Source organism: Maritimibacter alexandrii, from assembly GCF_005871115.1.
GTDB classification, from domain to species: domain Bacteria; phylum Pseudomonadota; class Alphaproteobacteria; order Rhodobacterales; family Rhodobacteraceae; genus Maritimibacter; species Maritimibacter alkaliphilus.
Genome location: NZ_SWKQ01000014.1, coordinates 304,702 through 331,133, shown reverse-complemented (window position 1 = coordinate 331,133; position 26,432 = coordinate 304,702). Strand labels below are relative to the sequence as shown.

General features: G+C 64.7%; 26 protein-coding genes and 1 pseudogene. 16 read left to right on the top strand and 11 right to left on the bottom strand.

What is annotated here, in order from left to right; genetic code table 11:
• Positions 1–40: 40 nt before the first annotated feature.
• The 4 genes and pseudogenes from FCT00_RS18330 to FCT00_RS21845 form a co-directional block, all read left to right on the top strand.
• Entirely contained in the window at positions 41–592 is a 552-nt protein-coding gene (locus FCT00_RS18330; RefSeq protein ID WP_138424160.1) for a MarR family winged helix-turn-helix transcriptional regulator, read from the top strand.
• Between the two features lie 73 nt (positions 593–665).
• A complete protein-coding gene (locus FCT00_RS18325; protein WP_171043040.1) occupies positions 666–1,748 on the top strand; it encodes an acyltransferase family protein in 1,083 nt (360 codons plus the stop codon).
• Positions 1,749–1,819: 71 nt separating this feature from the next.
• A complete protein-coding gene (locus FCT00_RS18320; protein WP_138424158.1) occupies positions 1,820–2,170 on the top strand; it encodes a YkvA family protein in 351 nt (116 codons plus the stop codon).
• Positions 2,171–2,241: 71 nt separating this feature from the next.
• Positions 2,242–2,685 (top strand): annotated as a pseudogene (locus tag FCT00_RS21845) (REP-associated tyrosine transposase); the annotation flags it as partial.
• Positions 2,686–2,914: 229 nt separating this feature from the next.
• On the opposite strand, the gene ettA reads toward FCT00_RS21845, so the two are convergent.
• Positions 2,915–4,570 (bottom strand): energy-dependent translational throttle protein EttA, encoded by a 1,656-nt coding sequence (gene ettA, locus FCT00_RS18310; RefSeq protein ID WP_138424157.1) that lies wholly within the window; start codon positions 4,568–4,570, stop codon positions 2,915–2,917.
• A 355-nt stretch (positions 4,571–4,925) separates the two neighbouring features.
• Between ettA and FCT00_RS18305 the strand changes: the two genes are divergently transcribed.
• Positions 4,926–5,138 carry a hypothetical protein gene (locus tag FCT00_RS18305; protein WP_008329680.1) on the top strand — a complete coding sequence of 71 codons (213 nt, stop codon included), beginning with the start codon at positions 4,926–4,928 and terminating at the stop codon, positions 5,136–5,138.
• Positions 5,139–5,184: 46 nt separating this feature from the next.
• Here FCT00_RS18305 and FCT00_RS18300 read toward each other — a convergent pair whose 3' ends face one another.
• The 3 genes from FCT00_RS18300 to FCT00_RS18290 all read right to left on the bottom strand — a co-directional run bounded on the left by FCT00_RS18300 (position 5,185) and on the right by FCT00_RS18290 (position 8,429).
• A complete protein-coding gene (locus FCT00_RS18300) occupies positions 5,185–5,583 on the bottom strand; it encodes a c-type cytochrome (protein WP_138424156.1) in 399 nt (132 codons plus the stop codon).
• Positions 5,584–5,734: 151 nt separating this feature from the next.
• Complete coding sequence (locus FCT00_RS18295; protein WP_138424155.1) at positions 5,735–7,450, bottom strand: family 43 glycosylhydrolase; 1,716 nt, start codon at positions 7,448–7,450, stop codon at positions 5,735–5,737.
• A gap of 103 nt (positions 7,451–7,553) precedes the next feature.
• Positions 7,554–8,429, bottom strand: a complete 876-nt coding sequence (locus FCT00_RS18290; RefSeq protein ID WP_138424154.1) for a bifunctional helix-turn-helix transcriptional regulator/GNAT family N-acetyltransferase — start codon at positions 8,427–8,429, stop codon at positions 7,554–7,556.
• Between the two features lie 117 nt (positions 8,430–8,546).
• On the opposite strand from FCT00_RS18290, the gene FCT00_RS18285 reads away from it, so the two are divergent.
• Positions 8,547–9,149 (top strand): nicotinate-nucleotide adenylyltransferase, encoded by a 603-nt coding sequence (locus FCT00_RS18285; protein ID WP_138424153.1) that lies wholly within the window; start codon positions 8,547–8,549, stop codon positions 9,147–9,149.
• 165 nt (positions 9,150–9,314) lie between these two features.
• A complete protein-coding gene (gene dacB, locus FCT00_RS18280; RefSeq protein ID WP_138424152.1) occupies positions 9,315–10,787 on the top strand; it encodes a D-alanyl-D-alanine carboxypeptidase/D-alanyl-D-alanine endopeptidase in 1,473 nt (490 codons plus the stop codon).
• 153 nt (positions 10,788–10,940) lie between these two features.
• On the opposite strand, the gene FCT00_RS18275 is transcribed toward dacB, so the two are convergent.
• The 3 genes from FCT00_RS18275 to FCT00_RS18265 all read right to left on the bottom strand — a co-directional run bounded on the left by FCT00_RS18275 (position 10,941) and on the right by FCT00_RS18265 (position 12,647).
• On the bottom strand, positions 10,941–11,639 hold the full coding sequence (locus tag FCT00_RS18275) for a glutathione S-transferase N-terminal domain-containing protein (protein WP_138424151.1): 699 nt from the start codon (positions 11,637–11,639) through the stop codon (positions 10,941–10,943).
• Between the two features lie 116 nt (positions 11,640–11,755).
• Positions 11,756–12,217, bottom strand: coding sequence for a hypothetical protein (locus FCT00_RS18270; protein ID WP_138424150.1), 462 nt, complete (start codon positions 12,215–12,217; stop codon positions 11,756–11,758).
• Positions 12,218–12,224: 7 nt separating this feature from the next.
• A complete protein-coding gene (locus FCT00_RS18265; protein WP_138424149.1) occupies positions 12,225–12,647 on the bottom strand; it encodes a tellurite resistance TerB family protein in 423 nt (140 codons plus the stop codon).
• A 123-nt stretch (positions 12,648–12,770) separates the two neighbouring features.
• On the opposite strand from FCT00_RS18265, the gene FCT00_RS18260 reads away from it, so the two are divergent.
• On the top strand, positions 12,771–14,348 hold the full coding sequence (locus tag FCT00_RS18260; protein WP_138424148.1) for a lysine--tRNA ligase: 1,578 nt from the start codon (positions 12,771–12,773) through the stop codon (positions 14,346–14,348).
• Between the two features lie 145 nt (positions 14,349–14,493).
• Here the strand turns inward: FCT00_RS18260 and FCT00_RS18255 are convergent, their stop codons facing one another.
• Genes FCT00_RS18255 through FCT00_RS18245 form a run of 3 tightly spaced genes read right to left on the bottom strand, consistent with a single transcriptional unit; the run spans position 14,494 to position 17,079 of the window.
• Positions 14,494–14,619: a DUF2474 family protein gene (locus tag FCT00_RS18255; protein ID WP_138424147.1), complete on the bottom strand. Its 126-nt coding sequence runs from the start codon at positions 14,617–14,619 to the stop codon at positions 14,494–14,496.
• Positions 14,619–15,650, bottom strand: coding sequence for a cytochrome d ubiquinol oxidase subunit II (gene cydB / locus FCT00_RS18250; RefSeq protein WP_008329698.1), 1,032 nt, complete (start codon positions 15,648–15,650; stop codon positions 14,619–14,621). The genes FCT00_RS18255 and cydB overlap by 1 nt, the downstream gene beginning before the upstream one ends.
• A 1-nt stretch (position 15,651) precedes the next feature.
• Positions 15,652–17,079, bottom strand: a complete 1,428-nt coding sequence (locus FCT00_RS18245; RefSeq protein ID WP_008329700.1) for a cytochrome ubiquinol oxidase subunit I — start codon at positions 17,077–17,079, stop codon at positions 15,652–15,654.
• Between the two features lie 244 nt (positions 17,080–17,323).
• Here FCT00_RS18245 and FCT00_RS18240 point away from each other — a divergent pair, with 244 nt between their 5' ends.
• From FCT00_RS18240 to FCT00_RS18210, 7 genes are all read left to right on the top strand, one after another.
• Positions 17,324–17,740, top strand: a complete 417-nt coding sequence (locus FCT00_RS18240) for a DUF4864 domain-containing protein (RefSeq protein ID WP_008329702.1) — start codon at positions 17,324–17,326, stop codon at positions 17,738–17,740.
• Between the two features lie 72 nt (positions 17,741–17,812).
• The gene (locus FCT00_RS18235) at positions 17,813–18,226 is read left to right on the top strand and encodes a hypothetical protein (RefSeq protein WP_235889178.1); all 414 of its coding nucleotides are present in this window, start codon (positions 17,813–17,815) and stop codon (positions 18,224–18,226) included.
• Positions 18,219–18,953 (top strand): DUF4336 domain-containing protein, encoded by a 735-nt coding sequence (locus tag FCT00_RS18230; protein WP_138424145.1) that lies wholly within the window; start codon positions 18,219–18,221, stop codon positions 18,951–18,953. Before FCT00_RS18235 ends, FCT00_RS18230 begins: the two co-directional genes overlap by 8 nt.
• Before the next feature lie 256 nt (positions 18,954–19,209).
• Positions 19,210–21,489: a glycosyl hydrolase family 28-related protein gene (locus FCT00_RS18225; RefSeq protein WP_138424144.1), complete on the top strand. Its 2,280-nt coding sequence runs from the start codon at positions 19,210–19,212 to the stop codon at positions 21,487–21,489.
• A 119-nt stretch (positions 21,490–21,608) separates the two neighbouring features.
• Complete coding sequence (gene ppk2, locus FCT00_RS18220; protein ID WP_138424143.1) at positions 21,609–22,550, top strand: polyphosphate kinase 2; 942 nt, start codon at positions 21,609–21,611, stop codon at positions 22,548–22,550.
• A 70-nt stretch (positions 22,551–22,620) separates the two neighbouring features.
• Positions 22,621–23,451 carry an SDR family NAD(P)-dependent oxidoreductase gene (locus tag FCT00_RS18215; protein ID WP_138424142.1) on the top strand — a complete coding sequence of 277 codons (831 nt, stop codon included), beginning with the start codon at positions 22,621–22,623 and terminating at the stop codon, positions 23,449–23,451.
• A 113-nt stretch (positions 23,452–23,564) separates the two neighbouring features.
• Positions 23,565–24,842, top strand: a complete 1,278-nt coding sequence (locus tag FCT00_RS18210; RefSeq protein ID WP_235889177.1) for a lytic murein transglycosylase — start codon at positions 23,565–23,567, stop codon at positions 24,840–24,842.
• A gap of 92 nt (positions 24,843–24,934) precedes the next feature.
• Here the strand turns inward: FCT00_RS18210 and FCT00_RS18205 are convergent, their stop codons facing one another.
• The gene (locus tag FCT00_RS18205; RefSeq protein ID WP_138424140.1) at positions 24,935–25,573 is read right to left on the bottom strand and encodes a TIGR02453 family protein; all 639 of its coding nucleotides are present in this window, start codon (positions 25,571–25,573) and stop codon (positions 24,935–24,937) included.
• Between the two features lie 89 nt (positions 25,574–25,662).
• On the opposite strand from FCT00_RS18205, the gene FCT00_RS18200 reads away from it, so the two are divergent.
• Positions 25,663–26,259, top strand: coding sequence for an SAM-dependent methyltransferase (locus FCT00_RS18200; RefSeq protein ID WP_138424139.1), 597 nt, complete (start codon positions 25,663–25,665; stop codon positions 26,257–26,259).
• Positions 26,260–26,432: the final 173 nt, after the last annotated feature.

The following is a 26,432-nucleotide window of genomic DNA, read 5'->3' as shown; positions in this document are numbered from 1 at the left end:
ACTTCTTGACCTGTGCGCCGATGCGCGGCATATGCGGGCTATGCCCAAGACGCCGTTCAAACCCTTCCCCATCGCGCCGCCGCTCGCGGCCTCGTCCCTGTCGGAGCCCGCCAAGCAGGCGCTGATGGAGCTGGACGCGGCGATGTTCCAGTGGCATCGCAAGCTGGCGAAGGGCGAATTGACCGGACGCCTGCTTGCCAAAACCGACCTCGACCTCGAACCCTCGCTGTTTCAGGGGCTGATGGCGGTGATGCGGATCACCCACGGGGTCGGGCGCGACCGCGCGCAGGAGCCGACCGTGGGCCTATTGGCCGAGGAAATGGCCATCGACCCCTCCCGCGCCAGCCGGATCGCGAGCGAACTGATCGCGCGCAGCTTCGTCCAGCGCGCCGCCGCACAGGACGACGGGCGCAAATCCGTGTTGCTCCTGACCGCAAAGGGCAAAGGCGCGTTCGAAACCGTCCGCGATCTGCGCTGGACCCACATGGTCGAGATGTTCTCGGACTGGAGCGAGAGCGACATCGAACGCTTCTCGGACCTGTTCGGCCGATACGTCGCGGGCGTTCTCGGGGTCAAGGTGGAAGAAGTCTGAGCCACCCCTTGCGGTCCCCCCACATCGCGGTGACAATCTTCCCGGGACCGACCGATTTCAGGGATGTATTGCCGTGGCGCATGACGATCGCAAACTTGTAACGCTGCAATACGCCCGCGCCGTCGCGGCCCTTCTGGTCGCTCTCGGGCACACGCTGGCCGAGGCGCGCAAACTGGTGCCCCCCGAAAGCGCCCTGCGCGGCGCGTCCGACCTGTTTCCGTTCCAGATCGGTGTCGACGTGTTCTTCATCATCTCGGGCTTCATCATGGTCTATGTCAGCCAGTCGGAAAAGGCGCGGGCGGGCTATGCGGGCACCTTCCTCGCCAACCGGATCGCGCGGGTCGTGCCGACCTACTGGATCTATACGACGCTCATGCTGATCCCCCTGATCCTCGTCCCCTCGGTCTTCGACTCGGCGGAGCTGGACGCCCGGCAGACGGTGTTCTCATATCTCTTCATTCCGGGGGTCGGGGAGGGCGTCCGGCCCGTGCTGAAACTCGGCTGGACCCTGAATTACGAGATGTTCTTCTACGCGATCTTCGCCGTCGCGCTGTTCCTGACCCGCAAGCGCGCGCATGAGGTGACCTTGGGCGTGCTCGTCCTTTTGGCCGGGCTTTGGATGGCGGGCGCGTTCGGGGCCGCCCCGATGGGCTTCTGGGCCAACCCGATCATCCTCGAATTCGGCGCGGGCATGGTGCTGGCCCATGTGTTCTTCCGGGGTATCCGCCTGCCGCGCGCCGCGACATGGGCGCTGATCCTCGCGGGGCTCGTCGTGGCCTATGTGACCGGACCGATGCAGACCAACGCGAACCGGGTGCTGATCTTGGGCCTCCCTGCGCTTCTGATCGTGGCGAGTTTCGCGCTGGCACCCGCCCCGCGCAACCCGCGTGCGCTGGCGGTGATGGAGCGGGTGGGGGATGCCTCCTATTCGCTCTACCTGTCGCATCCCTTCGTCATCACGGCGGTCTTCATCCTGTGGAGCCGCCTGCCCATGGCTGGCCCCGGCGATTTTCTTGGCTACGTCGTGGTCACGCTTGTGATCGCGGCGGTCTGGTCGGTGATCTCGTTCCACTGGATCGAGAAACCGGCGAGCCGTCTTGTGCGCGGCTGGCTGCGCGGGCGCGACAAGGCACGGGCGGCCACCACCGCGCCCTGAATTTGGCGTTTCCGCCGACAGTCCATATATGAAAGGGACGGTCCCGTTTGGGGGCCGGGAGGGAGGCGCCGATGGACCGGAGCTACGCAGACCATCTGAACGGCATGGACGCAGGCGCGCAGGAGCGGCTAGTGCGCGAGGGCTTCGCGGCCAAGGTGCGCCGCTTCGGCAAACGCATCCCCTTCGTGCGCGACGCGGCGGCGGCCTATTACGCCATGCTCGACCCGAACGTGCCGATCCTGACCCGCGCCGCGCTGGTCGCGCCACTGGCCTATCTGGTGATGCCGGTGGACGCGGTGCCAGACTTCTTGGCGGGTGTGGGGTTCACGGACGATCTCGTGGTGATCCTGGCGGCGCTTAGGTCGTTCGGGAACCGGCTGGACGAAGGGCATTACGCCAAGGCGGATGAGATGTTGGGGTAGGGTGGGTGCCAACCCACCATGCCACCTTATGATAACCCTAAACAAACCAACTCTCCGCGAAGATCGACGGTATGTCCAACTATCGTCGTATCAAGCGCCCGGGTGGCACATTCTTCTTCTCGGTCAACCTTGCTGATCGGCGTTCGACCTTGCTCGTCGATCGGATCGGTGACCTTCGGGCGGCCTACGGGTTCGTGGGGCGGCAGCATCCCTTTCGGACCGAGGCGATTGTGGTCCTGCCCGACCATCTGCACGCCATATGGACGTTGCCTGAGGGCAATAGTGACTTTTCGACCCGTTGGAAGAAAATCAAAGCGCACTTCTCGAAGGCTGTCATTCGAGGGGCGGATCGTGGGGATGATGTTGGAGGCGATGGTGGAGACGATGGTGGGTTGGCACCCACCCTACGGGTTTCGCCGAGTAAATCTCGCAAGGGCGAGGTCGGCATCTGGCAACGGCGGTTCTGGGAGCATACGATCCGGGACGACGCGGACCTCGCCAACCATCTTCGCTACATTCGGGAAAACCCTGTGAAACACGGTTTGGTCTCAGACCCGGTGCATTGGCCCTTTTCGTCCATCCATCGCGACCATCAGACCCTTGTTGATGGCCCGTTGGGTGGGTGCCAACCCACCAATGTCGGGTGCTGTCCCACCGAGACCGGGCGCCATCCCGCCAAGACCCTAAACCTTGCGAAGGTGGCGGGGTTTTTTACGAGCGCGGTGGGTTGGCACCCACCCTACGTCACCGCGAAAACTTCTTATACTTCAACCGCTTCGGCTCAAGCGCATCCGGTCCCAACCGGCGCTTCTTGTCCTCTTCGTAGTCCTCGAAGTTGCCTTCGAACCACTCCACATGCGCCTCGCCCTCGAACGCCAGAATATGCGTGCAGATACGGTCGAGGAAGAAGCGGTCGTGGGAGATGACAACGGCGCAGCCTGCGAAATCGACCAGCGCGTCTTCGAGCGCGCGCAGCGTCTCGACGTCCAGATCGTTGGTCGGTTCGTCGAGGAGGATGACGTTGCCGCCCGATTTCAACAGCTTCGCCATGTGAACCCGGTTGCGCTCACCGCCTGACAGAAGCCCGACCTTCTTCTGCTGGTCGCCGCCCTTGAAGTTGAAGGCGCCGCAATAGGCGCGGGAGTTCATCTGGGCGTCGCCAAGGTCGATCACCTCGGCCCCGCCCGAAATCTCTTCCCACACCGTCTTGTTCGCATCCAGCGCGTCGCGCGACTGGTCGACGTAAGCCAAATCCACAGTGTCGCCGAATTCGATCGACCCTGCGTCGGGCTGTTCCTGCCCGGTGAGCATCTTGAACAGCGTCGATTTACCGGCGCCGTTCGGACCGATCACGCCGACGATGCCGCCGGGGGGGAGCGAGAACGACAGGTCTTCGATCAACAGCTTGTCGCCCATCGCCTTTTTCAGCCCCTCGACCTCGATCACCTTGGAGCCGAGGCGCGGGCCGCGCGGGATGACGATCTGGGCGTTCGTGATCTTTTCACGCTCGGACTGGTCGGCCAGTTCGTTATAGCGGTCGATCCGTGCCTTCTGCTTGGACTGGCGGGCCTTCGCGCCCTGCCGCATCCATTCCAGTTCGCGTTGCAGCGTCTTCTGGCGCGATTTGTCCTCACGCGCTTCTTGCTCCAGCCGCTTGGCTTTCTGCTCGAGCCACGCGGAATAGTTCCCCTCGTAGGGAATGCCGCGGCCCCGGTCGAGTTCCAGAATCCAGCCGGTGATGTCGTCGAGGAAATAGCGGTCGTGGGTCACGATCAGGATCGTGCCCTTGTAGTCGATCAGGTGCTGCTGGAGCCACGCGATGGTTTCCGCGTCGAGGTGGTTGGTCGGTTCGTCGAGGAGCAGCATGTCGGGCGCTTCGAGCAGCAGCTTGCACAGCGCGACGCGGCGGCGTTCCCCGCCCGAGAGCGACGAGACATCGGCATCGTCCGGGGGGCAGCGCAGCGCCTCCATCGACACGTCGACCTGCGCGTCCAGATCCCACAGGTTCTGGGCGTCGATGGTGTCCTGAAGCTCGGCCATCTCCTCGGCAGTTTCGTCCGAGTAGTTCATGGCGAGTTCGTTGTAGCGGTCGAGGATGTCCTTCTTGGCCTTCACGCCCAGCATGACGTTTTCACGCACCGTCAGGCCATCGTCCAGTTCCGGCTCTTGGCTGAGGTAGCCGACCTTGGCGCCATCGGCCGCCCAAGCCTCGCCGGTGAAATCCTTGTCCTGCCCGGCCATGATCCGCATCAGCGTCGACTTACCCGCGCCGTTCACGCCCACGACGCCGATCTTGACGCCCGGCAGGAACGACAGGCGGATGTTCTCGAAACACTTCTTGCCGCCCGGGTAGGTCTTGGAAACGCCGTCCATGTGGTAGACGTATTGATAGCTGGCCATGATGCCCTCGTGGAATTTGGGTTTGGGCCTAGATAATCCCCGCGCGGGGCAGGGGCAACAGCCTGCATCCGAGTTGTCGATGGGCAACATTGCGATAAGTCATGACACGGGGTCAGGTTTTGCTTTGCCGAACGGGCGGGCGGGGCTAAGGATAGGGGCGCACCGGATGGTCCGGTGCGAGAAGGAGACGATCATGTCGAAGTTTTGCCGAGCATATCTCCAGCGGGGTTCGACCCCCTAGCGCGGCGTTCGCATGATCTTTTGCAACCGGAGGCCGCCTGCAAACGCGGCCTTTTTTGTTTCTTATCCAACAGGTTACGTGTGCAGGCGTCCCTCCTGACCCAAGGAGAGACCGATGGTCTACGTCACCAATACCACCCTGCGCCCGGGCCCGCGGCGCGTGATCCGGCTGGGCCGGATCGTCCTTGCCATCCTGCCCGCCCGCCAGCGCCCGCCCGCGCGGCTGACACGGTCCGTGCCGGAGTATCTGCACCGCGACGTGGGGTTGCCTCCGGCCGCCCGGCCCAGCCGGATGCCGCCGGACATGGACCGGAGAACGCTGATGTAATGCGCTGACCGCCCGGCCCGTCGGGGTCGGGCGGTGTCGGGCCGCGTCAGTCCTGAATGCTCTCGATGTAATCCGTCAGGACAGCGATCCGCCCGCGCGCGATGATTTCCGCGCTGATCGGGCCGAGGTCCGATGCGGTCGCGGTGAAGCGGTCGCCCCAGATCGGCATCGGGCCGCTATGGCCGCGCACACCGGTGCGTCCGTCGATCACCATGAAGGTTTCGAGATAGGGAAACACGCCGTCATTTGCGGCGGCGAGGCCCGTCAGCCCCGGAACGCTCAGGTTCAGGACCGATGCGAAGGGGCCGTCGCCCTTGCCGGATTCCCCGTGGCAGATGGCGCAGGCCACCATGTATTCCTCCTGCCCGGCGGTGGTGTCCTGCCCGGTTGCGGCAAGCGGCAGGGTGGCGAACATGGCCGCGACGGCCCAGTGTTTCATGGACATACGATGCTCCTCTCGGTTCAACGTTCGCGCGGAAGTAATTAAAATATAACTTATGAACGGCCCGAAATTCAACTCGGACCTTTGGTCGCAGCGTTACAGCCGGATCGTCGCCGCTCGGACGGTTCGCGTGTCGGGGAAGGGCGCGCGCGCCTCAGCCTCCGCCCATGTCCACATGCACCCGCTGTTGTCCGGGGCGATAGGCTTCGCGCACGCAGATGTCGTTCTGGCGCACCGCGCCCATCCACGCGGCGGAGGAGCAGACGCGGAATCCGGCGATCTGGTTCAGGGCGATGCGGGAGCGGGCGTTGTCGCGGCAGGTGCCGGCAAAGCGCACGGCGTCGGCATGGCCCAGATCGCCGGGGCCGAAGCAGCCTGCGACGACACGACCGTTCTTCAGCATGACGTCGAGCGAGAAATCCTCGCCCCGGCGCCCCGTTTCGGTCCATGTGATCGACACGGCGTCCTCGGCGGGCGGGCCGAGATACAGGTAGTCGCCGCCCGAATAGGCGACCTTTCGCGCGCTTTCGCCCTTGCCGTCGCCCCAGTTTCCGTCGCTCGACATCACCAGCTTCACCTCGGCGATCTCGGACTTGTGGACGCGGCGGTCCTTGCCGCTCGCCGTCGGGCAGGCGCCCGTGAAGCGGTAGGATGGGGTCTGGCCCAGCGTGCTGGCACCGACGCAGGGCGCGATCCAACGCCCATTCTTCAGCCGCACGTCGATGGAGTAGCTGTGCCCCTCCTGCCGTGGCCAGACGAGGAACAGGTCGGTCAGGCTTTCCAGCGTGCCGTCGGGCTTGAAGGTAAGGGCCTGTCGATAGGTGTTGCGCTTGAAGCCGGTGCAGTTCTCGCCCGTCCATTCGCCGACGTGGTAGAAGATGAAATACCGCCCGCCCATCTCGACCGCCGCGCTGTGCCCGAGGTTTTCAAGGAGCGGTTCGCGGCGGTAGTTCCACCGCATCCCCTTGTTGGTGCAGCCGGGGCCGGTTTCCGCGAAGACGGGCGTCGACAGGCTGCGCACCCCGCGCGCCTTCGAGAAGTTGCCGGGGCCGTTCGCCACCAGATAACTCAGCCCATAGGCGAAATGCGCATTGCCGCGGCTGTAGATCAGGTAGTCCAGCCCGTTGTGCGAGATGACGTCGGGTGCCTCGTTGATCGACTCCTCGTAATCGACGCTCGAGAACGGATTGTCGTAGTTCGAGAACGGCGTGAGGATGTTGTAGACCGCGTCGGGGCGGCTCATCGGAAAGGCCGCGATGTTGTTGCCGCGCGTGAACCACGTGTAGAAAAACCAGTCGCCGCCCATGTGGTCATAGACCGAGCTGTCGATGCGGATCGCCCGGTTGCAGCCTTCGGGCGGGCAGGCGCTGCTTTTGAACGACCGGGGCAGTTTGGTGCCCGCGTTGATCGGTTTCGGCACGCCGAAGCTCACGTTGCGGCGGGGGGAGGTGGCGACCCACGTGGTCACTTGCTGATTGCTGGGGGCCTTGGCGATCGGGGGGCAGGTACCGCCCTTGGGATATTGCATCGCCGAAAACGACAGGACGAGCTGGTCGCCATCGACCGAGATATCGGGCGCCCAGATCCGGCAATATCCGTGGTCAGGGTCGATTTTCGTCGGTTGGTAATGGGTCAGTTCGCGGAAATTCGTGAGGTCCGATGACTGCCAGATCTTCAGCGAATTGTTGCGCCCCGGCGCCCAGGTTCCGGTCAGAAGGTAACGGTCGCCGTCGCGGACGACTTCGGGGTCGGCCAGCCCGTCCATGATGTGAACGCGGCCCGGATCGGCCGCTTGGGCCGGACCCGCGAACGCGGTCAGCAAGCCCAAAGTCGCGGCCCGCACCGCCGCCAGGATCGGTTGCTTCGTCATATCTGCACGCCTGTATGTTTTTGCCGAAAAGCATGGCCCCGGTGCAAAATCCGGTCAAGCGTGCGGGGCCGACGCCCGCGTCAATCTTTCGTCAGAGCCGGGGTCAGAGGCGTTTTTCGAAGAACACGTCGGGGTAGGGGTCGTCGTTGAACCGTTCGATCTCGGTCCACCCCAGCCGACGATACATCGCGACCGCCTCGGGCAACTGGCTGTTGGTGTCGAGCCGGAGCACGCCCATTCCCAGATCGCGCGCGCGGGCCTCGATCACCTCCATCAGCCGCGTGGCGAGCTTCAGGCCCCGCGCGGCAGGCGAAACCCAGAGCCGTTTGACCTCGCCCCATGTGCCGTCGTGGCCCTTGAGCCCGCCGCAACCGATGGGAAGCCCGTCCGACATGGCGACGAAGAACGCGCCTTTCGGTGCGATCATGTCGGTCGCTTCGGGGTCGCGCGACAGATGCACCTCGAACCCGCGCTCGAACCGGCGCGACAGTTCCGCGAAATACTCGGACAGGCACCAGACCGACGTCGGGTCGCGGGGGTCGGCCTCGACGAATTCGACCGCGTGCTGGCCGAGGGCCGAGGCGATCAGGTCCATCGCCGCAAGCAGGTCCGCCCGGTTCGGGTGATGATCCAGCAGGCGCTGCGCCCGCGTGTTCGACAGGTCTTCGTAGGCCTCGAATTCCGCGCGACCCTCGTGCGTCAGGCGCGCGACACGGCGTCGGGCATCCTGCGGGGCCGGGTGGGTTTCGACCAGCCCCTCGTCCTCAAGGCTGCGCAACAGGCGGCTCATCAGCCCGGAATCGAGGCCGAGGTAATCGCGGATCGCGCCCACGTCCTCCATGCCGCGCCCGATCGCGTTCAGAACCCGCGCCGCGCCAAGCGGACGTCCCCGGCTGAGAAAGCTCTGATCCATCACCCCGGTTTCGCGGGTGACGGTCCGGTGAAAGCGGCGGATGCGGTCGATGTCGGTGGGCTGCATGGTCTCGGACTCGGGTCAGGAAATATAGCTGACATTGGTCAGACAAATAAGCGACCGTCAAGCCGCCCTTTGCAAACGCCGTTGACACCCGGCCTGCCTCCGGGTCAATCAGGCGCGATGCGTTTTGACTTGCCACAGGGACGGCCCGGGCGCGTGATCGGGCTTTTGGGCGGATCCTTCGATCCGGCCCATGAAGGCCATGCCCATATCACCCGCGAGGCGATCAAACGGCTTGGGCTGGACGAGGTCTGGTGGCTGGTCAGCCCCGGCAACCCGTTGAAAGCCAAGGGGCCCCGCGCGATGGACGCGCGGCTCGAACGGGCGCGTCAGGTCATGCAGCACCCTCGAGTCACGATCACGGACATCGAGGCGAAGCTCGGCACGCGGTATACGGCCGAAACGCTGGGCCGGCTTTTCGATCTTTATCCCAAGGTCCGGTTCGTCTGGCTGATGGGGGCCGACAATCTCGCCCAGTTCCACAGGTGGGAGAACTGGGACTGGATCATGGGCGCGCTCCCGGTCGCCGTGATCGCAAGACCGGGGCAGCGCGTCGCGGCGCGCATGTCGCCCGCCGCCCAGACGTTTCGCGACCACCGCGTGCCCGGCCGCCATGCCCGCCGGATCATCCACATGGACCCGCCGGCCTGGACCCTCGTCAACGTCCCGATGCGCCCGCATTCATCGTCCGAGATTCGCGCCCGCGGGGAATGGTCCGATTGAGCGCGTGACCGGCGAACTCCCGCGAATGTGACCGGCAGAAACCCGCAATTAACCAAGACTCCGCATCTATTGTTTCCGGAATCGCACTTGTCGGGGACCGGAGGTTTGGCTTTACTCGCACCCATGTCAGGGGGTTACACACGGCGCAGTTTTCTAACCGGCGCCATGGCTGCGGTCGGGACCGCGGCCGTGGCCGAAGCGCCGTTGACGTCGATCCGCCCGATGCCGCGTGCCGATGCGGGCGTGGTGGTCCCGCCCGCGCGCCCGACGATCACCGCGCCGGCCGTCGACGACCTCGTCAAACAGGCCAATCTGAACGGAAAGATCGGCTTCGTCGTGTCCGACGCGAAGACCGGCCTGATCCTCGAACAGCGCAATGCCGCCGTCGCCATGCCGCCGGCCAGCGTCGCCAAATCGGTGACCGCGCTCTACGCCTTCGACTCGCTCGGTCTGGACCACGTGTTCGAAACGCGCCTCTTCGCCACCGGTGGGATCAAGGACGGCAAGGTGCAGGGCGACCTGATCCTTGCGGGCGGCGGCGATCCGACGCTGGACACCAACGCGCTCGCTGGTATGGCGCAGAAGCTAAAGGCGCTGGGCGTCACCGGCATCACCGGCGCGTTTCAGGTCTATGCCGGTGCCCTGCCTTACGTGAAATCCATCGACCCGTCGCAGCCGGACCATCTGGGCTACAACCCCGCCGTGTCGGGCCTGAACCTCAACTTCAATCGTGTGCATTTCCAGTGGACCCGGTCCGACAGCGGCTACACCGTCGAAATGGACGCGCGCTCGGACCGCTATCGCCCCCGTGTCACCACCGCCAGGATGAAGGTCGTGGACCGCGGTCTGCCCGTCTACACCTATGCCAGCGGCACCACGGGCATCGACGAATGGACGGTGGCGAAGGGCGCGCTCGGCAATGGCGGGTCCCGCTGGCTTCCGGTGCGCCGCCCCGACCTTTACGCGGGCGAAGTGTTTCAGGCGCTGGCCCGCGTCCACGGCGTGACCCTGCCCACGGCGACGGTGCGCGACGCGGCACCGACCGGCACGGCGATCGTCAGCCATGCCTCGCAGGACTTGTCGACCATCGTGCGCGACATGCTGCTTTACTCGACAAACATCACCGCCGAGGCCGTGGGTCTCGCCGCCACCCGTGCGCGCGGCGTCCCGGTCACCTCGCTGGCCGATTCCGGTGCGGCGATGAGCGACTGGATGCGCACCTCGATGGGGGCGCGCGCGGCGGCCTTCACCGACCATTCCGGCCTGTCCGATACCGGGGTGGTGTCGACGCAGGACATGGTGCGCATGTTGCAGACCGCCAAGCCCGGTGGTGTCCTGCACCAGCACCTGAAAGAGGTCGCGGTGAAGGACGACGAGGGCAAATACAACGAACACGCCGCGCATTCGATCTTCGCCAAGACCGGAACGCTCAACTTCGTCTCGACCCTCGCGGGCTACGTGACCGCCGCCGACGGCAACGTGCTGTGCTTCGCCATCTTCACCAACGACATGGATCGCCGCGCGGCCCTGACCCGCGCCGAACGCGAACGCCCCGATGGCGGGCGCGGCTGGGCCGGTCGCTCGCGCTGGCTTCAGCAGCAGCTCATCAACCGGTGGATGACGGTCTACGGCGTCTGATCTTCTTCGTTTCCGAAAACCTCGGGGGGCGGAGCGGCTTTGCCCTGCAAAGTCGCTCAGGGGGGCTGGCCCCCCTGCCGCGCGGACCCGGCGCAAGCCGGGGCCGTGCAAGACCTGCGCGGGCGGCCCCGCCGCCCGCACCGTTCGGTCGCCTCAGGTGCGGGCCGGGATGTTGATGGCCTTTTCGCTGGCCGGCCGCGACAGGCAGGCCGCGCGCCACCGCACCACGTTTTCGAAGCTGCCCAGCTCCAGAACGTCGTCGGCCTTGTAGGCAGAGGAAAGGCCGCGCACCCAGGGCCAGACCGCAATGTCGGCGATGGTATAGGCCTCGCCCATGATGAAATCGCGGCCCGTGAGGCGCTTGTCGAGCACCCCCAGCAGCCGTTTCGACTCGCCGATGTAGCGGTCGCGCGGGCGCGGGTCTTCGATGTCCTTGCCGCCGAAGGCATGGAAAAAGCCGAATTGCCCGAACATCGGGCCGACGCCGCCCATCTGCCACATGAGCCACTGGATCGTTTCGTATTTCTCCGCCGGGTCGCTGGACAGGAAAAGCCCGGTCTTTTCCGCCAGGTAGATCAGGATCGCCCCGGTTTCGAACAGCCCCAGCGGTTTGCCGCCCGGACCGTCCGGGTCGATGATCGCCGGGATCTTGTTGTTGGGGTTGAGCGACAGAAATTCAGGCGTGAACTGGTCGTCTTCCATGATGTTCACGAGGTGCGGCTCATAGGGCAGGCCGGTTTCCTCGAGCATGGCCGAAACCTTGATCCCATTCGGCGTGGGCAGCGAATAAAGCTGGATCTTCGACGGGTCTTCGGCGGGCCAGCGTTTCGTGATCTCGAAGTCTTGAAGCATGGCGTGTCCTTTCTCGTGCGACCTCAGGTGCGGTCGGGTCGCGTTACGGTTTCACCAAACGCCGCGAAGTGCCACGGGCAATTTCGCACATGCCAGCCGTGGCCTGCGCACATGGGTCAGCGGCGTAGGCGCAGGTGGTCGGCGTGGGTGGTTTCCTCGAAAGCGGGCAGCATGGCCGTGCCACCGTCCTCCAGCGGCCATTCCTGCGCGTCCCACAGGATGCGTGCGACCGACGGCGTTCCGTTCACGGGCGAGGGGGCGTGACCCAGTATCGTTCCGGTCCGGCCTGCATCGACCACGATGCGATAGGTGGCGCCGTCATGCGCCACCGTGTCGATCCCCGCGTATTTGAAGACCTCGATGGGCGTGCCGGGGCAAAAGACCTTGCCCTCGAACTGAACCTGCTCCGCCGCATCGCAGTCGCGCGCCGCCTCAAAGGGGGCGACCGCCGGGGCCGGGTCGTCCTCGGGCCACAGAAGGATCGCCCCCGCGCCGATGACCGAGACGGCGAGCACCGCGAGGGGCAGCGCCACGCCCGACAGGGGCGAAGTTTCCCGGGCCGGGTCGGGTGCGCCCATCCCCGGCCTAAAGCGTCATGTGCCGCGCCCGCGCCCCGCGTTCGATGGCGGCGGCGTGGAGCCGGTCGATGTTCAGCTCATAGCGGATTTCTTCGAGCAGCCGCAGCTCCCCCTCGCGCATGACCGCATCGGCCGCCGCGACGTCGCAGGCCATGGCATAGGCGGTTTCCCAAAGGTGGGCGGGCAGGTTCTCACGCACTAATCCGAACAGGGCATCCAGACCGTCCTCTTCGCTCATCAGATCGAACACGGTCTGGCTGACTTGCTTGATCCGGTCGGCGTCGTAACTCGCGAAGACCGGAAGGTGGTCGACGATTTCCTCGATCCGCAGCAATTCCGAGGTGCGGATTTGACCGTCGGACAGCGACACCGTCATCATCACGGCGATCAGGCAGTCTTCGGGCGTCAGGGCATGGGGCAGGTCGGGCACGGGGGGCCTCCTTTGTCTTTATTGTTGCGTTGCAGAATATTGACCCGGATCATCCCGTTCAATAGGTAGACGCTTTCACGGGCGCATGGGTGCGCCCGCCCGACAGAGACCGGAACCCGAACCATGTCTGACTTGCGTGACGTCGCGATGAACTCCAAAGCCTGGCCCTTCGAAGAGGCGCGCCGGCTCGCGAAACGCTATGAAAAACAGCCGCCCGAAAAGGGATACGTGCTGTTCGAGACGGGGTACGGGCCAAGCGGTCTGCCGCATATCGGCACCTTCGGTGAGGTGGCGCGCACCACCATGATCCGCCATGCGTTCGAGGTCATCAGCGACATCCCGACGCGGCTTTTCTGCTTCTCCGACGACATGGACGGGATGCGCAAGGTGCCCGAGAACGTCCCGAACCAGGAGATGCTGCGCGAACATCTGCAACAGCCGCTGACCGTCGTGCCGGACCCGTTCGAGGAGTTCGAAAGCTTCGGTCACCACAACAACGCGATGTTGCGCCGGTTCCTCGACACCTTCGGGTTCGAGTACGAGTTCTATTCCGCGACCGAGTTCTACAAGTCCGGCGCCTTCGACGAGACGCTTCTGGCGGCGGCGAAGAATTACGACAAGCTCATGGAAATCATGCTGAAATCGCTCCGTGAGGAACGTCAGCAGACCTATTCCATCTTCCTGCCGATCCACCCGGAAACGGGGCGGGTGCTTTATGTGCCGCTGAAGGAGGTGAACGCCGAGGACGGCACGATCACCTTCGACGACGAGGATGGCCGCGAATGGACGCTGCCGGTCACGGGCGGCAACGTGAAGCTTCAGTGGAAGCCCGATTTCGGGGCGCGCTGGGCCGCGCTGGGCGTCGATTTCGAGATGTATGGCAAGGACCACTCGTCCAACACGCCGATCTATGACGGCATCTGCCGTGCGCTGGGTGGCCGGGCGCCGGAGCATTTCACCTATGAGCTGTTCCTCGACGACAAGGGCGAGAAGATCTCCAAGTCCAAGGGCAACGGGCTGTCGATCGACGAATGGCTGACCTATGCCTCGACCGAGAGCCTGTCGTATTTCATGTACCAGAAGCCCAAGACCGCGAAGCGCATGTTCTTCGACGTGATCCCGCGCGCGATGGACGAATATCACCAGCAGTTGCAGGCCTATCCGACCCAGACGCCCGAGCAGCAGCTTGCGAACCCGGTCTACCACATCCATTCCGGCAACGTGCCGGAGAGCAAGATGGTGGTGAACTATTCGATGCTCCTGAACCTCGCGTCCGTAGCCTCGGCGCATGACAAGTCGGTGCTCTGGGGCTTCATCCGGAACTACGCACCCGACGCGACGCCGGAGTCGCACCCGGACCTCGACGCCGCTGCGGGCTACGCGATCAAGTATTACGAGGATTTCGTGGCTCCCACCAAATCCTACCGCCTGCCGACCGATCTTGAGCGCGAGGCGCTCACCGACCTGCGCGACCGTCTGGCGGCGTGGGAGGGCGGTAACGATGCGGAAGGGCTTCAGGGCGAAGTCTTCGCCTGTGGCCGCGAACGCTTCGACCCGATGCGCGACTGGTTCAAGGCGCTGTATCAGGTGCTGCTGGGAGCCGATCAGGGTCCGCGCTTCGGCTCGTTCATCGCGCTCTACGGGGTCGATGAAACCGTTGCGCTGATTGACAAGGCACTGGCGGGCGATCTCGTCGGTTGATCTTTCGTCCCGGGCCGAGCTCGGGACGACCTTTTCTGGGGCGCCGCCCCGTCGCCATTGCCGCGCGGACCAATGGCGCGACAGGGGCGACCCCCGATGGGTTTTCGTGCCTAATAAGACGTCAAGCCAGAGGGCGTTCGCGCGGTCACACGATCCACAAACGTATGACCCATGCGACTGCGCCGATGGCCGCCACGCTCATCCCGTAGATCGCGACGAACCACAGAAGCTGTTTGCCTTTCCGGTGTTTCGTATCAGGCGCGTCCCGCATCAGTGATACCCGGTGTCCACGTCGATTTTCCCCCGGAACACGTAGTAGGCATAGGCCGTGTAGCCCAGAATGACCGGGATCAGCACGCCCGCGCCGACCAGCATGAAGATCTGGCTCGCGCGCGGGGCGGCGGCCTCGTAGATCGTGATCTCGGTCGGGATGATGTAGGGATACATCGTCAGGCCAAGGCCGATGAAACTGACCACGAACAGGCCGAGCGCCGACAGGAACGGCCAGTGGTCGTGGCGGTGGACATGCAGCGCGCGGAACAGGAACCACGCCAGCGCCAGCACGACGGCGGCGACCGCGACGGCCCAGAGCACATGCCAGCCTTCGAACCAGCGGGCGAAATAGCCGTCCTGCAACATCGGCGACCAGATCGACACCGAGCCGATGAAGATCACCGTCGCGATGCCGAGGTGCCATGCGCGTGTCCGCATCCGCTCCTGCAACGGGCCGGAGGTCTTCATCACCAGCCACGTGGCCCCCAGCAGCATGTAACCGACGACCACGGCGATGCCGACGAAGATCGAGAAGGGCGAGAGCCAGTCCCACCAGCCGCCCGCATAGGCGCGCTGCGCCTCGTTCACCTCGACGCCTTGCAGGAGCGCGCCGAGCGCGACCCCCTGCGCGAACGCGGCGAGGGTCGATCCGGCGATGAAGGCGTAATCCCACAGCCATCGGCCGGTCTTGGCCTTCCAACGAAACTCGAACGCGACGCCCCGGAACACGAGGGCCAGAAGCATGGCGATGAGCGGCGCGTAAAGCGCGGGCAGGGCGATGGAATAGGCCAGCGGAAAGGCCGCGAACAGCCCGCCGCCGCCCAGCACCAGCCAGGTTTCGTTGCCATCCCACACCGGCGCGACCGAGTTCATCATCACGTCCCGGTCGTCGCGTTCCCGCTCCGCCGCGAACAGGATGCCGATGCCCAGATCGAACCCGTCGAGCACCACGTAGACCAGTACGGCGAAGGCGATGATGAAGGCCCAGATCGTCGTCAGGTCGAAGGAAATGTCGGATACGATGGGCATGTCACTCTCCTGCCTTCGGGTCTTCGGGCGCGGGCGTGATGCCCGCCGCACGGGTGGGGCCGTCAACGGTCGTCTTGTAAGACGGCTCGTGATCGGCAGGCGGGCGCGACATCAGCCGCAGGATATAGAAGGTGCCGGCGCCGAAAACGGTGAAATAGATCACGATGAAGGCGACGAGCGAGGCACCGACGGCGGGCGCATCGAGTGGCGCGGCGCTGTCGACCGTGCGCAAGAGACCATAGACGGTATAGGGTTGGCGCCCGACCTCGGTCGTGATCCAACCCGCCAGCACGGCGATCAGCCCGGACGGGGCCATGAGCACGGCGGCCCGGTGCAGCCATGGCATCGTGAACAGCCCGCCACGCCAGCGCGCCCAGAGCGACCACAGCCCGATCCCCAGCATCGCGAAGCCGAGCGCGACCATGATGCGGAACGACCAGAAAACGATCCCCACCGGGGGTTGTTCGTCGTCGGGAATGGTGTCCAGCCCGTCGAGCGGCGCGTTCAGGTCGTGCTTGAGGATCAGCGACGACAGTTTGGGAATGCCGATGGCATAGTCCAGCCGCTGTTCTTCGTCGTTCGGGATGCCGAAGAGGTAGAGCGGTGCGCCCTCGGGATGGCTTTCATAGTGCCCCTCCATCGCCATGACCTTGGCGGGCTGATGCTCCAGCGTGTTCAGCCCGTGCATGTCGCCGAGGAAAATCTGGATCGGCGCGACGATGGCCGCCATCCACATCGCCATGGAAAACATCTGCTTGGTCGCCGCGCTCGTCTTTTCGCCCCTGCGGCGGCGGCGCAGAAGGTGCCACGCGCCGACCCCGCCGACGATGAAGGCGGTGGTCAGATAGGCCGCCGTCACCGTATGGGCGAGGCGATAGGGGAAGGACGGGTTGAAGATGATCTGCCAGAAATCCTCCGGCACGAATTGTTGCGTCTCGGGGTCGATGGAGAAGCCCGCGGGCGTGTGCATCCACGAGTTCACCGACAGAATCCAGAACGCCGACAGGAACGTGCCGAACGCGACCATCGCGGTCGCCGCCATGTGCAGCCCCGGTCCCACGCGGTCGCGCCCGAACAGCATGATGCCGAGGAAACCCGCTTCGAGGAAAAAGGCCGACAGCACCTCATAGGCCATCGGCGCGCCGATGACGGGGCCGGCCTTGTCGGAAAACACGCTCCAGTTGGTTCCGAACTGGTAGGACATGACGATGCCGGAGACGACGCCCATGGCGAAGGCCAGCGCGAAGATTTTCACCCAGTAGCGAAACAGGTCGAGGTATTTCCGGTTCTTCGTCCAAAGCCACGCCGCATTCAGAACCGCGAGGAACGAGGCAAGGCCGATGGTGAAGGCCGGAAACAGGAAGTGGAACGACACCGTGAAGGCGAACTGGATGCGGGCCAGCAGGACGGCGTCGAATGAACCAAGCATGAGATGCTCCCCTGATCGCGGCGCACGCGGATGGGCGCCAGTAAACCTTTATCTGCTGCAAAAGTTAGTGCGGCACAAAAAATCTTCGACGGGACAATTCGTCGCCACCCATCACGTCCTTGTAATCACAACGGAAACCGGCGGCTTCGGTTCCCGGACCCTTTGCGCGCTTGCAAAAAAGGCGGTCGGCGATGAAACCATTGACGCGCCGTCAACGTATGTTGGGTATCAGGGAGTACATCAGATGAAACAGATTCTACTCGTCCTCGCGATGACTCTGGCCACGATCCTTCCCCACGCCACCACGGCCGAGGAGACGGATGAAGGCGCCATTCAGGGTGTGATCGCGAGCCAACTCGATGCCTTTCGCGCCGAAGATGTCGATACCGCGTGGTCCTACGCCTCGCCCATGATCCAACGGATGTTCCGCACCCCCAAACTGTTCGGACATATGGTCGAAACCGGCTACCCGATGGTCTGGAAGCAGACCTCGACCGAATTTCTGGAGCTGCGCGATATCAACGGGTCGATGTGGCAGAAGGTGCTCGTGCGTGACGGTTCCGGCACTTATCACGTGCTCGACTACAAGATGTTCGCCACCGACAAGGGCTGGCTGATCGACGGCGTGCAGCTCATCCGCGAAGCGGGCGTCGGCGTCTGAAAGGTTAAAAAAGTGTTAACAAAAGGTTAACACGAGACCGCCGAACCCCCATTTTCGTCTGAGGAGGCGATTATGGGTGAACTGGAACTGGCCGCAATTCTATGTAGCCTGATCCTTGGCGGCGAAGCCGAGGTCCGTCATCCTTACAGCGCGGCCTACGACCTGCACTACGTCGTGGTGGACTGCGAGACCGAAATGACGGTGTATGAAGTCGGACTGGACAAACGATCCTCCACCGACAGCCTGCATCAGGCCTTGTTCGCGGCGCACCTGACCGGAAAGGCGCCCGGCGTCGTGATGATCGACACCAACGGGCGCGAAGACCAGTACGAATATCAGGTTCGCATGGTGGCCGAAGCCGCCGGGGTCGCGTATCTGGTCTACGACAAGGATTTTCTCCTGCGCTGGCGGATGACCGACTACCTCAGAAACTACCCGGACCCGCGGGCGAGCGGGGAAGATGTGAGCCTAATGCTCCTTGACTGACACCGGTTACGAACCGCTCGACACCCCCAAACCCGTCGCGGATGAAGCGTGGATCGTCGACGGCCCCGCGGTCCGCTTCTACGGCATGCCGTTCTCGACCCGCGCGACCATCCTGCGGCTGGCCAATGGCGATCTGTGGGTGCATTCCCCGACCCGCCTCTCCGAGGATCTCGCCGCTCAGGTCGCGGCGCTGGGACCGGTCCGGCACCTCGTCGCGCCGAACTGGATTCACTATGCCTATGTCGGCGACTGGAAGGCCCGGTTCCCCAAGGCCCGAACATGGGCGGCACCAGGCGTCGCGGACCGCGCGCGCAAGCATGGCGCCTTCGCCGATTACGATAACCTCCTGACCCGGACGCCGCCCCCGGACTGGGCCGGCGAGATCGACCAGATGATCGTGCGCGGCAGCAGCGTGCACCGTGAAGCGGTCTTCTTCCACCGCGCCTCGCGCACACTGATCCTCACCGACCTCATCGAAAACTTCGAGCCTGCGAAACTCCCGTGGTGGTTCCGCCTGATCGTCCCGCTCGTGGGCGTGGCCGACCCGGACGGCAAGATGCCCCGCGACATGCGCGCGACCTTCCGGGGCCACCACGACCAGCTTCGCACGGACGTCGAAACCATGATCGGCTGGGGCCCCGAGCGGGTCATCTTGGCCCACGGTCGATGGTATGACCGCGACGGCACCTCGGAACTGAAACGCGCCTTCCGGTTCGTCCTGCCCTGACGCCGCCCCTTCTCTGTTTCAGAAAACCTCAGGGGGGGAGGGCGTCTTTGCCCGCAAAGGCGCCCTCTCGGGGGGACCGGTCCCCCCGCCGCGCCGACCTGCCAGCGGCAGGGCGGTGCAAAACCTGTGCGTGGGGCTTGCCCCACGCGCCGCTCGGCACCGTCCGGTCCGGGGCAGCGCACGGTGCCCTCAGCGGCATTTAACGCCTGACCGATACCCCTTGGCCAACTGCTGCGCCACGCGGAAAGGGATATCCATGAGCACCACCCTCGACCTGATGCCGTCGCCCTTCGTCGACGGGCTGGACCAATGGTCCAGCGAAAACGGAACCTCGGGCTCCGCGACATACAACGGGGCGGCGAACGCCGCCTTCGTGCCGTCGGATCAGGATTTCGGGGGCTGTCTCGAACTGCTCAAGACCGAAAGCACGCAGAAACTGCGTTGGACCGGCCAGACGCCGATCCTGCCGGGCACCTATCTGCGCGTCACCGCCAAGGTGAAGGCGATGAGCGGCACGTTCCCCTCGGTGCGCGTCGCGGGCTACGCGATGGACGGCTCCGATAACCACGTCTCCGGGCTGGACGAAACCGCGCCCTCGGTCGCGCTCGACACCTATGGCGAGGTGGTGACCGTCACCGGCATCGTCGCCGCCGGCAACCGCGACGGGGTCGACATGATCTGGGGCGCGGCCCCCGAATACGGACATTTCGGGATCGACCTCATCGGGCCCTCGGGCGGCATCGTGCGGGTGGACGACATCGAGATCGAGGACGTGACCGGCACCTTCCTGCGCGACATCCTCGACGTGGTGGACGTGCGCGACTACGGCGCCGTCGGCAACGGCTCGACCGATGACCGCGCGGCCTTCGCGGCTGCCGATGCCGATGCCGACGGGCGCACCGTAATTGTGCCGGACGGGAACTACCATATCGGCTCGTCGCTCACGATCCAGAACAAGGTGCGCTTCGACGGCACCGTGAACATGCCCGCCAGCGCGCATCTGGCGCTCTTGCGCAATTTCGATCTGGAAACCTACATCGACGCTTTCGGCGACGAGGTGACGGGGTTCAAGAAGGGCTTTCAGGCCCTGATGAACTACTCCGACCACGACGGGTTCGACCTTGCGGGCCGCACCATCAACGTCTGGGGCCCGATCGACATGCAGGACGCGTTGAACACGTCCGACACCTTCCTGATCCGCCGCGTCATCCGCAACGGCCAGTTCTACGCACAGGACGATCCGGCGTGGGATCCGGACGTGACGACCTCGCAGGGCAGTTACAACCCGAACAACCCGCTTATGCTCACCGGGCTGACGAATGCCAGCCAGATCCAGCCGGGCAGCCAGATCACCGGCAACGGGGTGGGGCGCGAGGTTTACGTGAAGTCGGTTAACGTGGGGGCGGCGAGCTGCGAGATCAGCCAACCCCTCTACGGCCCCAACTCGACCCAGACCTATACCTTCACACGCTACAAATACATCCTCGACTTCATGGGGTTCGAGAACCTGCGGCGCCTGACGTTCTCCGAGGTCGAGTTTCAGATGAACGGCTACTGCAATGGGGTCATGCTGTCGAAGGAAGGCGAGAACATCCAGTTCAAGGACTGCTTCTTCATCAAGCCCAAGCACAAGGGGATCACCTCGGCGGGCCGGGCCTGTCAGGATTTGCACCTTGAGCAGTGCCAGTGGATTTCGAACGAGCAGAGCCTCGAGGCTGACCAACGCGTGAGCGTCGGGTTCAACGTGAACGCCAACGACACGAAGATCCGCGATTGCCGGTTCCAGCGCATGGGCTTGTCCGCGATCATCAACGGCACCGGCCATATGGTCACCGGCAACCACTTCTTCCAGGGCGACGATTTCTCGAACGCGCCACGGGTCGCGGGGCTGATTTTCACGCGCGAGGCCTGCGTGGCCACGGTCACAGGCAACTACATCGACAACTGTTCGATCGAGTGGACGAACGAACACGACTCCAAGCCCGACTTCTCGAACGAATACGGGTTCGGCGGGCTGACGATCACCGGCAATATCTTCTACTGCTCCAACGCCATTTCCAGCTTCCGTTTCCTGCGCGTGAAGCCCTATGGCAACGACCACTTCCTGTCCGGCCTTCAGGTGAACGAGAACACGTTCTACTGCGCGACCGGCACCATCGAACGGGTCGAGGAATGGGACACCACTCATGCCGGCCCCGATTACTGGCGGTTCCGCAACATCACCTTCGAGCGCAACAACTTCAACGGCATCACCCAGCGCACGATCAGCCCTGTCTGCCTGGAGTTCAACCAGACGTCGAACGCGACGACATGGACGCTGGACCCTTCCGACTACCTGCCGTTCGGGGGTAATGCCCGCACGGTGAGCGCGGTGGTGACCGAGGGCGAGATCAAGAATTCCTCCAACGCGCGCGTGGAGTCCATGCCCTACGTAAACGTGAACGCGGGGTCGCAGAACAAGTACGTCCAGCTTGTCTGGCCGCAGGCCTGCCGTGGCACCGTCCACACCACGATCCGGGTCGACAAACCGCTTTAAGATCGCACCTTTCGCAAGACCTGCGCCCCGGCCCCTCGCCGGGGCGTTTTCTTGACCCCGATCAAGGCGCAAAGACCTTTCTCCGGTTACAATCGGCACATATTGGACAGGAGAGACTTATGACGCGCGAGACGACCGCCGCCAATGGCGCCACGACCCCCGAGACGGGCGAGATCACCCATTTCCCCACGGTGACCGCCGACCTCATCCGTCAGACCTTCGAGAACGGGGAATACCCCTACGAGGGCAAGCTGGACCGCAAGGACTACGAGGCGCAGAAGGCGCAGCTTCAGGCCGAGCTTCTCAAGGTGCAGAAATGGGCGGGCGAGACCGGGCAGAAGTTCGTGCTTCTGTTCGAAGGGCGCGATGCGGCGGGCAAGGGCGGCACGATCAAGCGGTTCATGGAGCATCTCAATCCCCGCGAGGCGCGGGTGGTCGCGCTGAACAAACCCTCCGACCGGGAACGCGGCCAGTGGTTCTTTCAACGCTATGTCGAACACCTGCCGACGGCGGGCGAAATGGTGTTTTACGACCGCTCTTGGTACAACCGCGCGGGCGTCGAACGCGTGATGGGGTTCTGCACGCCCAACGAATACCTCGAATTCATGCGTCAGGTACCGGAACTGGAACGGATGCTCGTGCGCTCCGGCATCCGGCTTTACAAATACTGGTATTCCGTCACGCAGGAAGAACAGGCCCGCCGCTTCAAGGCGCGTGAAACCGATCCGCTGAAACGGTGGAAGCTGTCGCCGGTCGACAAGGCGTCCCTGTCCAAATGGGACGACTATACCGAGGCGAAAGAGGCGATGTTTTTCTACACCGATACGGCGGATGCGCCGTGGACCATCGTGAAATCGAACGACAAGAAACGTGCGCGGCTTGAGGCGATGCGCCATTTCCTGTCGACGCTCGACTATCCCGACAAGAACCGTCACATCGCCGTGCCGCCCGACCCCCTGATCGTCGGGCATGCAAGTCAGGTGATCCACGGCGCCGATCACATTCTGGGGGCGAGCCTGCATCCCGACCATCGCCGCGTGGCCAAGCCTGCCGAGCAATAGGCCGTCCGGCATGGACCCGGTGGGACCATCCCGCTAACCTCGCCCGGACAAGGCGGCAGGGGGCGTGAGCATGTATTCCGGCAAGGTGGCGGTCGTGACCGGCGGTGGCGCGGGGCTGGGGCGTGAGCTTGCGCTGGGCCTCGCCGCGCGGGGCGCACGGGTCGCGGTCTGCGACCTGAACGGCGACTGGGCGGACGAGACCGCCCGCATGGTGCGCGCGTCCGGGGGGGAGGCTCTGTCCGAAGCCGTCGACGTGGGCGACAGCGTGGCGATGGGTGCCTTCGCAGGGCGGGTCGCCGGGCATTTCGGGGCGGTCCACCAGCTTTACAACAACGCGGGCATCGCGATCGAAGGCAAACCGATCACCCGGCTTGCGGATGACGAGATCGAAAAGGTTCTGCGCGTGAACCTTTGGGGGGCCTTCAACGGCACTCGCGCCTTCCTGCCGCATCTGAAAGACAGCGGCGATGGTCTTTTGTGCAATATCGCAAGCCTGAACGGGATGCTCGCCCTTGGCGGCGCCGCGCCCTATTGTGCGTCCAAATCCGCGGTCATCGGCCTGACCGAATCCGTGCGGATCGAGATGTTGCAGGCGCGCGCGCCGGTCGCGGTGGCGCTCGTCCTGCCGGGCGGCATCGCCACCGACATCGCCCGCAGGCTTCCGCCGGACTGGGACGACCTGACGCCGGAACGACAGGCGCAGATCAAGGCGCAGATCGACGAGAATTACCGCAAATACCTCAAGATGCCGCCGGAGGTCGCGGCGCGGGACATCCTGACGAAACTCGCGCGGGGGCGGCGGCGGATCACTGTGACGCCCAAGGCCTACTGGCTCGACCTGCTGGTGCGTGCGATCCCGGCGCACTATCCGAAACTCGTCGCGGGGGCGATGCGCGGCTGACCCCGGCGAAGGCCCGCCGAGCGGTTTCGCGCGGCCTCAGCCTCTCCTTGGCCGAAAGGCGCGTTCGGGCTATGGTTTCGCAAAACGAAACCCGAAAAACGACGGGGGCAGGCATGACCAATTTCCACATGACCCGGCGCACGGCGCTGCTAAGCCTGACGGCGATGGGCGCGCTGACCGCTTGCGGCGCGTCGCCGCGCGGCCGCTCGGTCGCCAGCGCGTCCAGCAGCAGCGCAAGCGCGATGCCGATCCAGCAGAACGCAGGCTTCGACGACTGGGTGGTGAGCTTCAAGAACCAGGCCGAAGGGCGCGGCATCTCACGCTCGGTGCTCGACACGGCGTTCCGGGGCGCGGGCTACATCCCCGGCGTGATCGAGCGGGACCGGAACCAGACCGAATTCACCCGAACGCTCGAAGATTACCTCGCCATCGCGGCGAGCGACGAACGCGTGTCGAACGGGCGCGCGAATTACCGCAGCTTCGCCTCGACGCTGAACTCGGTCGAAAGCACCTACGGGGTCGAAGGCAAGGTCGTCGCGGCGGTCTGGGGGATGGAATCGAGCTACGGCACCCGCCGGGGCGACACACCTATCGTGAGCGCCATGGCGACCCTGTCCTACGCCGGGCGGCGGCAGGAGTTCTTCACCCAGCAGCTTTACGCCGTGCTCAAGATCCTCGCGAACGGCGACACGACCCCGGACCGTATGGTCGGCTCTTGGGCGGGCGCGATGGGGCATACGCAGTTCATGCCGACCTCGTATCTCAGCTACGCGGTCGACCACACCGGCGACGGGCGGCGCGACATCTGGTCCGATGATCCGACCGACGCATTGGCCTCGGCGGCCAACTACCTCAAACGTCACGGCTGGCAAAAAGGCCAGCCTTGGGGCGTGGAGGTGCGCTTGCCGCAGGGCTTCGACCGCGCGCAGGCGGGCTTTTCCAACAGCCGCAGCGTCGATAGCTGGACCGCCATGGGCGTGCGCGACATGAACGGGAACGCGGTCGGCAACTACGGCGCGGCGCGGGTGATCGAGCCGGCGGGCGGCGGCGGCCCGGCCTTCATGGTCTTCAAGAATTTCGACGTCATCAAGCGCTACAACAACGCGACCTCCTATGCGATCGGGGTCGGCCATCTGGGCGACCGGATCGCGGGCGGTGGCCCGATCCGGGGCAGTTTCGGCCCCGATCCCCAAGGCCTCACACTCGACGACCGCAAGGACATTCAGCGCCGCCTGACGGCCAAGGGCTTCGACACCGACGGCACCGACGGCGTGATCGGCGCGAAATCCGAAGCGGCGATCCGCGCCTTCGAGGCCGCGAACGGGATGCCGTCCACAGGGCAGGCGACCAAGGCGCTCCTCGTCAAACTCGGCGGTCGCCCGCGCGCCTGACGCCCGCCTCTTCTTCGTTTCAAAAATACTTCGGGGGTGCGGGGGCTGGCCCCCGCCCGGATCGGATGGCGCGCCCCGCGCCATTCGATCCCTCAGGCCAGCGCCGACACCAGAGCACGGCGATATCCGTCCGCCTCGGTGAACCGGGCCGGCAAGACGGTGGTGAGCGACTGCGCCTCGGCCTCCGACAGGTCGTGCCACAGGATCAGCCCCTTCCGTTTCAGATGCTCGGCCTGCGGATGGTCGGGGGCGTAGGGGGCCGGGACGCGCTTCAACTCCGGCTCTGACATCTCCCACCCGGCCGCCTGCAACGCCGCCGCCGCCTCCACCACGTCGGCGCCGCCATCGACCCGTGCGCGCCACGTCGCGATCGCATCCTTGGGAAACACCATCGCGCCGACGCCCAGCTTGCAATACTCCGCCGACGCGCCGAACAGGTAGCAGACCGGCGCGTCCGGCATCGACCACTGCATGTGCAGATGGGTGTTGTAAGGCGTCTTGTCCTTGGAAAACCGCACGTCGCGATGGACCCGGTAGAGCTTGGGCTTGGTCGCCACGTTCAGATCACGCGACAGGGTCGCTGCGATGTCGTCCAGCAGAAGCGCAGCGGGGCGCTTCACCCGGGCCTCGTAATCCGCCCTGTGGTCCGCGAACCACGCGCGATCGTTGTTCGCGGCCAACTGCGCGAAAAAGCCGCGTGATCCGGAGACCAGATCGTGAAACCCATCCATCGCCAAACCTCCCGTTTCCTGCCAGTCTGGCGCGACGCGGGCGATCCGCCAAGCGTTTGGTGAGTGACTGCTGACAGGAGGTGTCAGATATGTGGAACGATCGGTTCGCGACCGAGGCCTTCGTGTTCGGCACCGAGCCCTCGCAATTCCTGGTGGCGCAGCGGGCGTATCTGGAACCCGGCATGACCGCGCTGGCCGTAGCGGACGGCGAAGGGCGCAATTCGGTCTACATGGCGCAATGCGGCCTGACCGTCACGGCGATGGAGGCCGCGCCCAACGCCATCGCCAAGGCCCGCGCCCTCGCAGCGGACCGTGGCGTGACGGTCGAATTCATCGAAGCGGATATCTTCGACTGGGATTGGGGCGCGACGGAATTCGACCTCGTGGCGGGCATCTTCATTCAGTTCATGGGGGCCGAAGCCCGCGCTGGGGTATTCGATGGGATGAAGCGGGCCGTGAAGCCCGGCGGCCTCATCATGATCCACGGCTACACCCCGAAACAGCTCGACTATGCGAAAGGCGGGCCGAAGCAGGTGGAGAACCTCTATACCGAAGCCCTGCTGGCCGAGGCTTTCGACGGGTGGGAGGTGCTGCGCCTCGCATCCTACGACATGGAGCTTGACGAAGGGGCCGGGCATGCGGGGATGTCGGCCCTGATCGACCTGATCGCGCGCAAACCGGGCTGAGGGGGCCTCGTTAATGAATTCACTAGAGGGGCGTCGCGCAACGCGCTGATCTACATGAATAAAGTCAGAACCAGGATACTAGAATCCTAGTATCCTGGTATTCGCACACCTGCTGACTCCCGGCTCGATCCAGCCCGGGCCGTCCCGCGAAACCCGCGCGACTGCGCCATTTT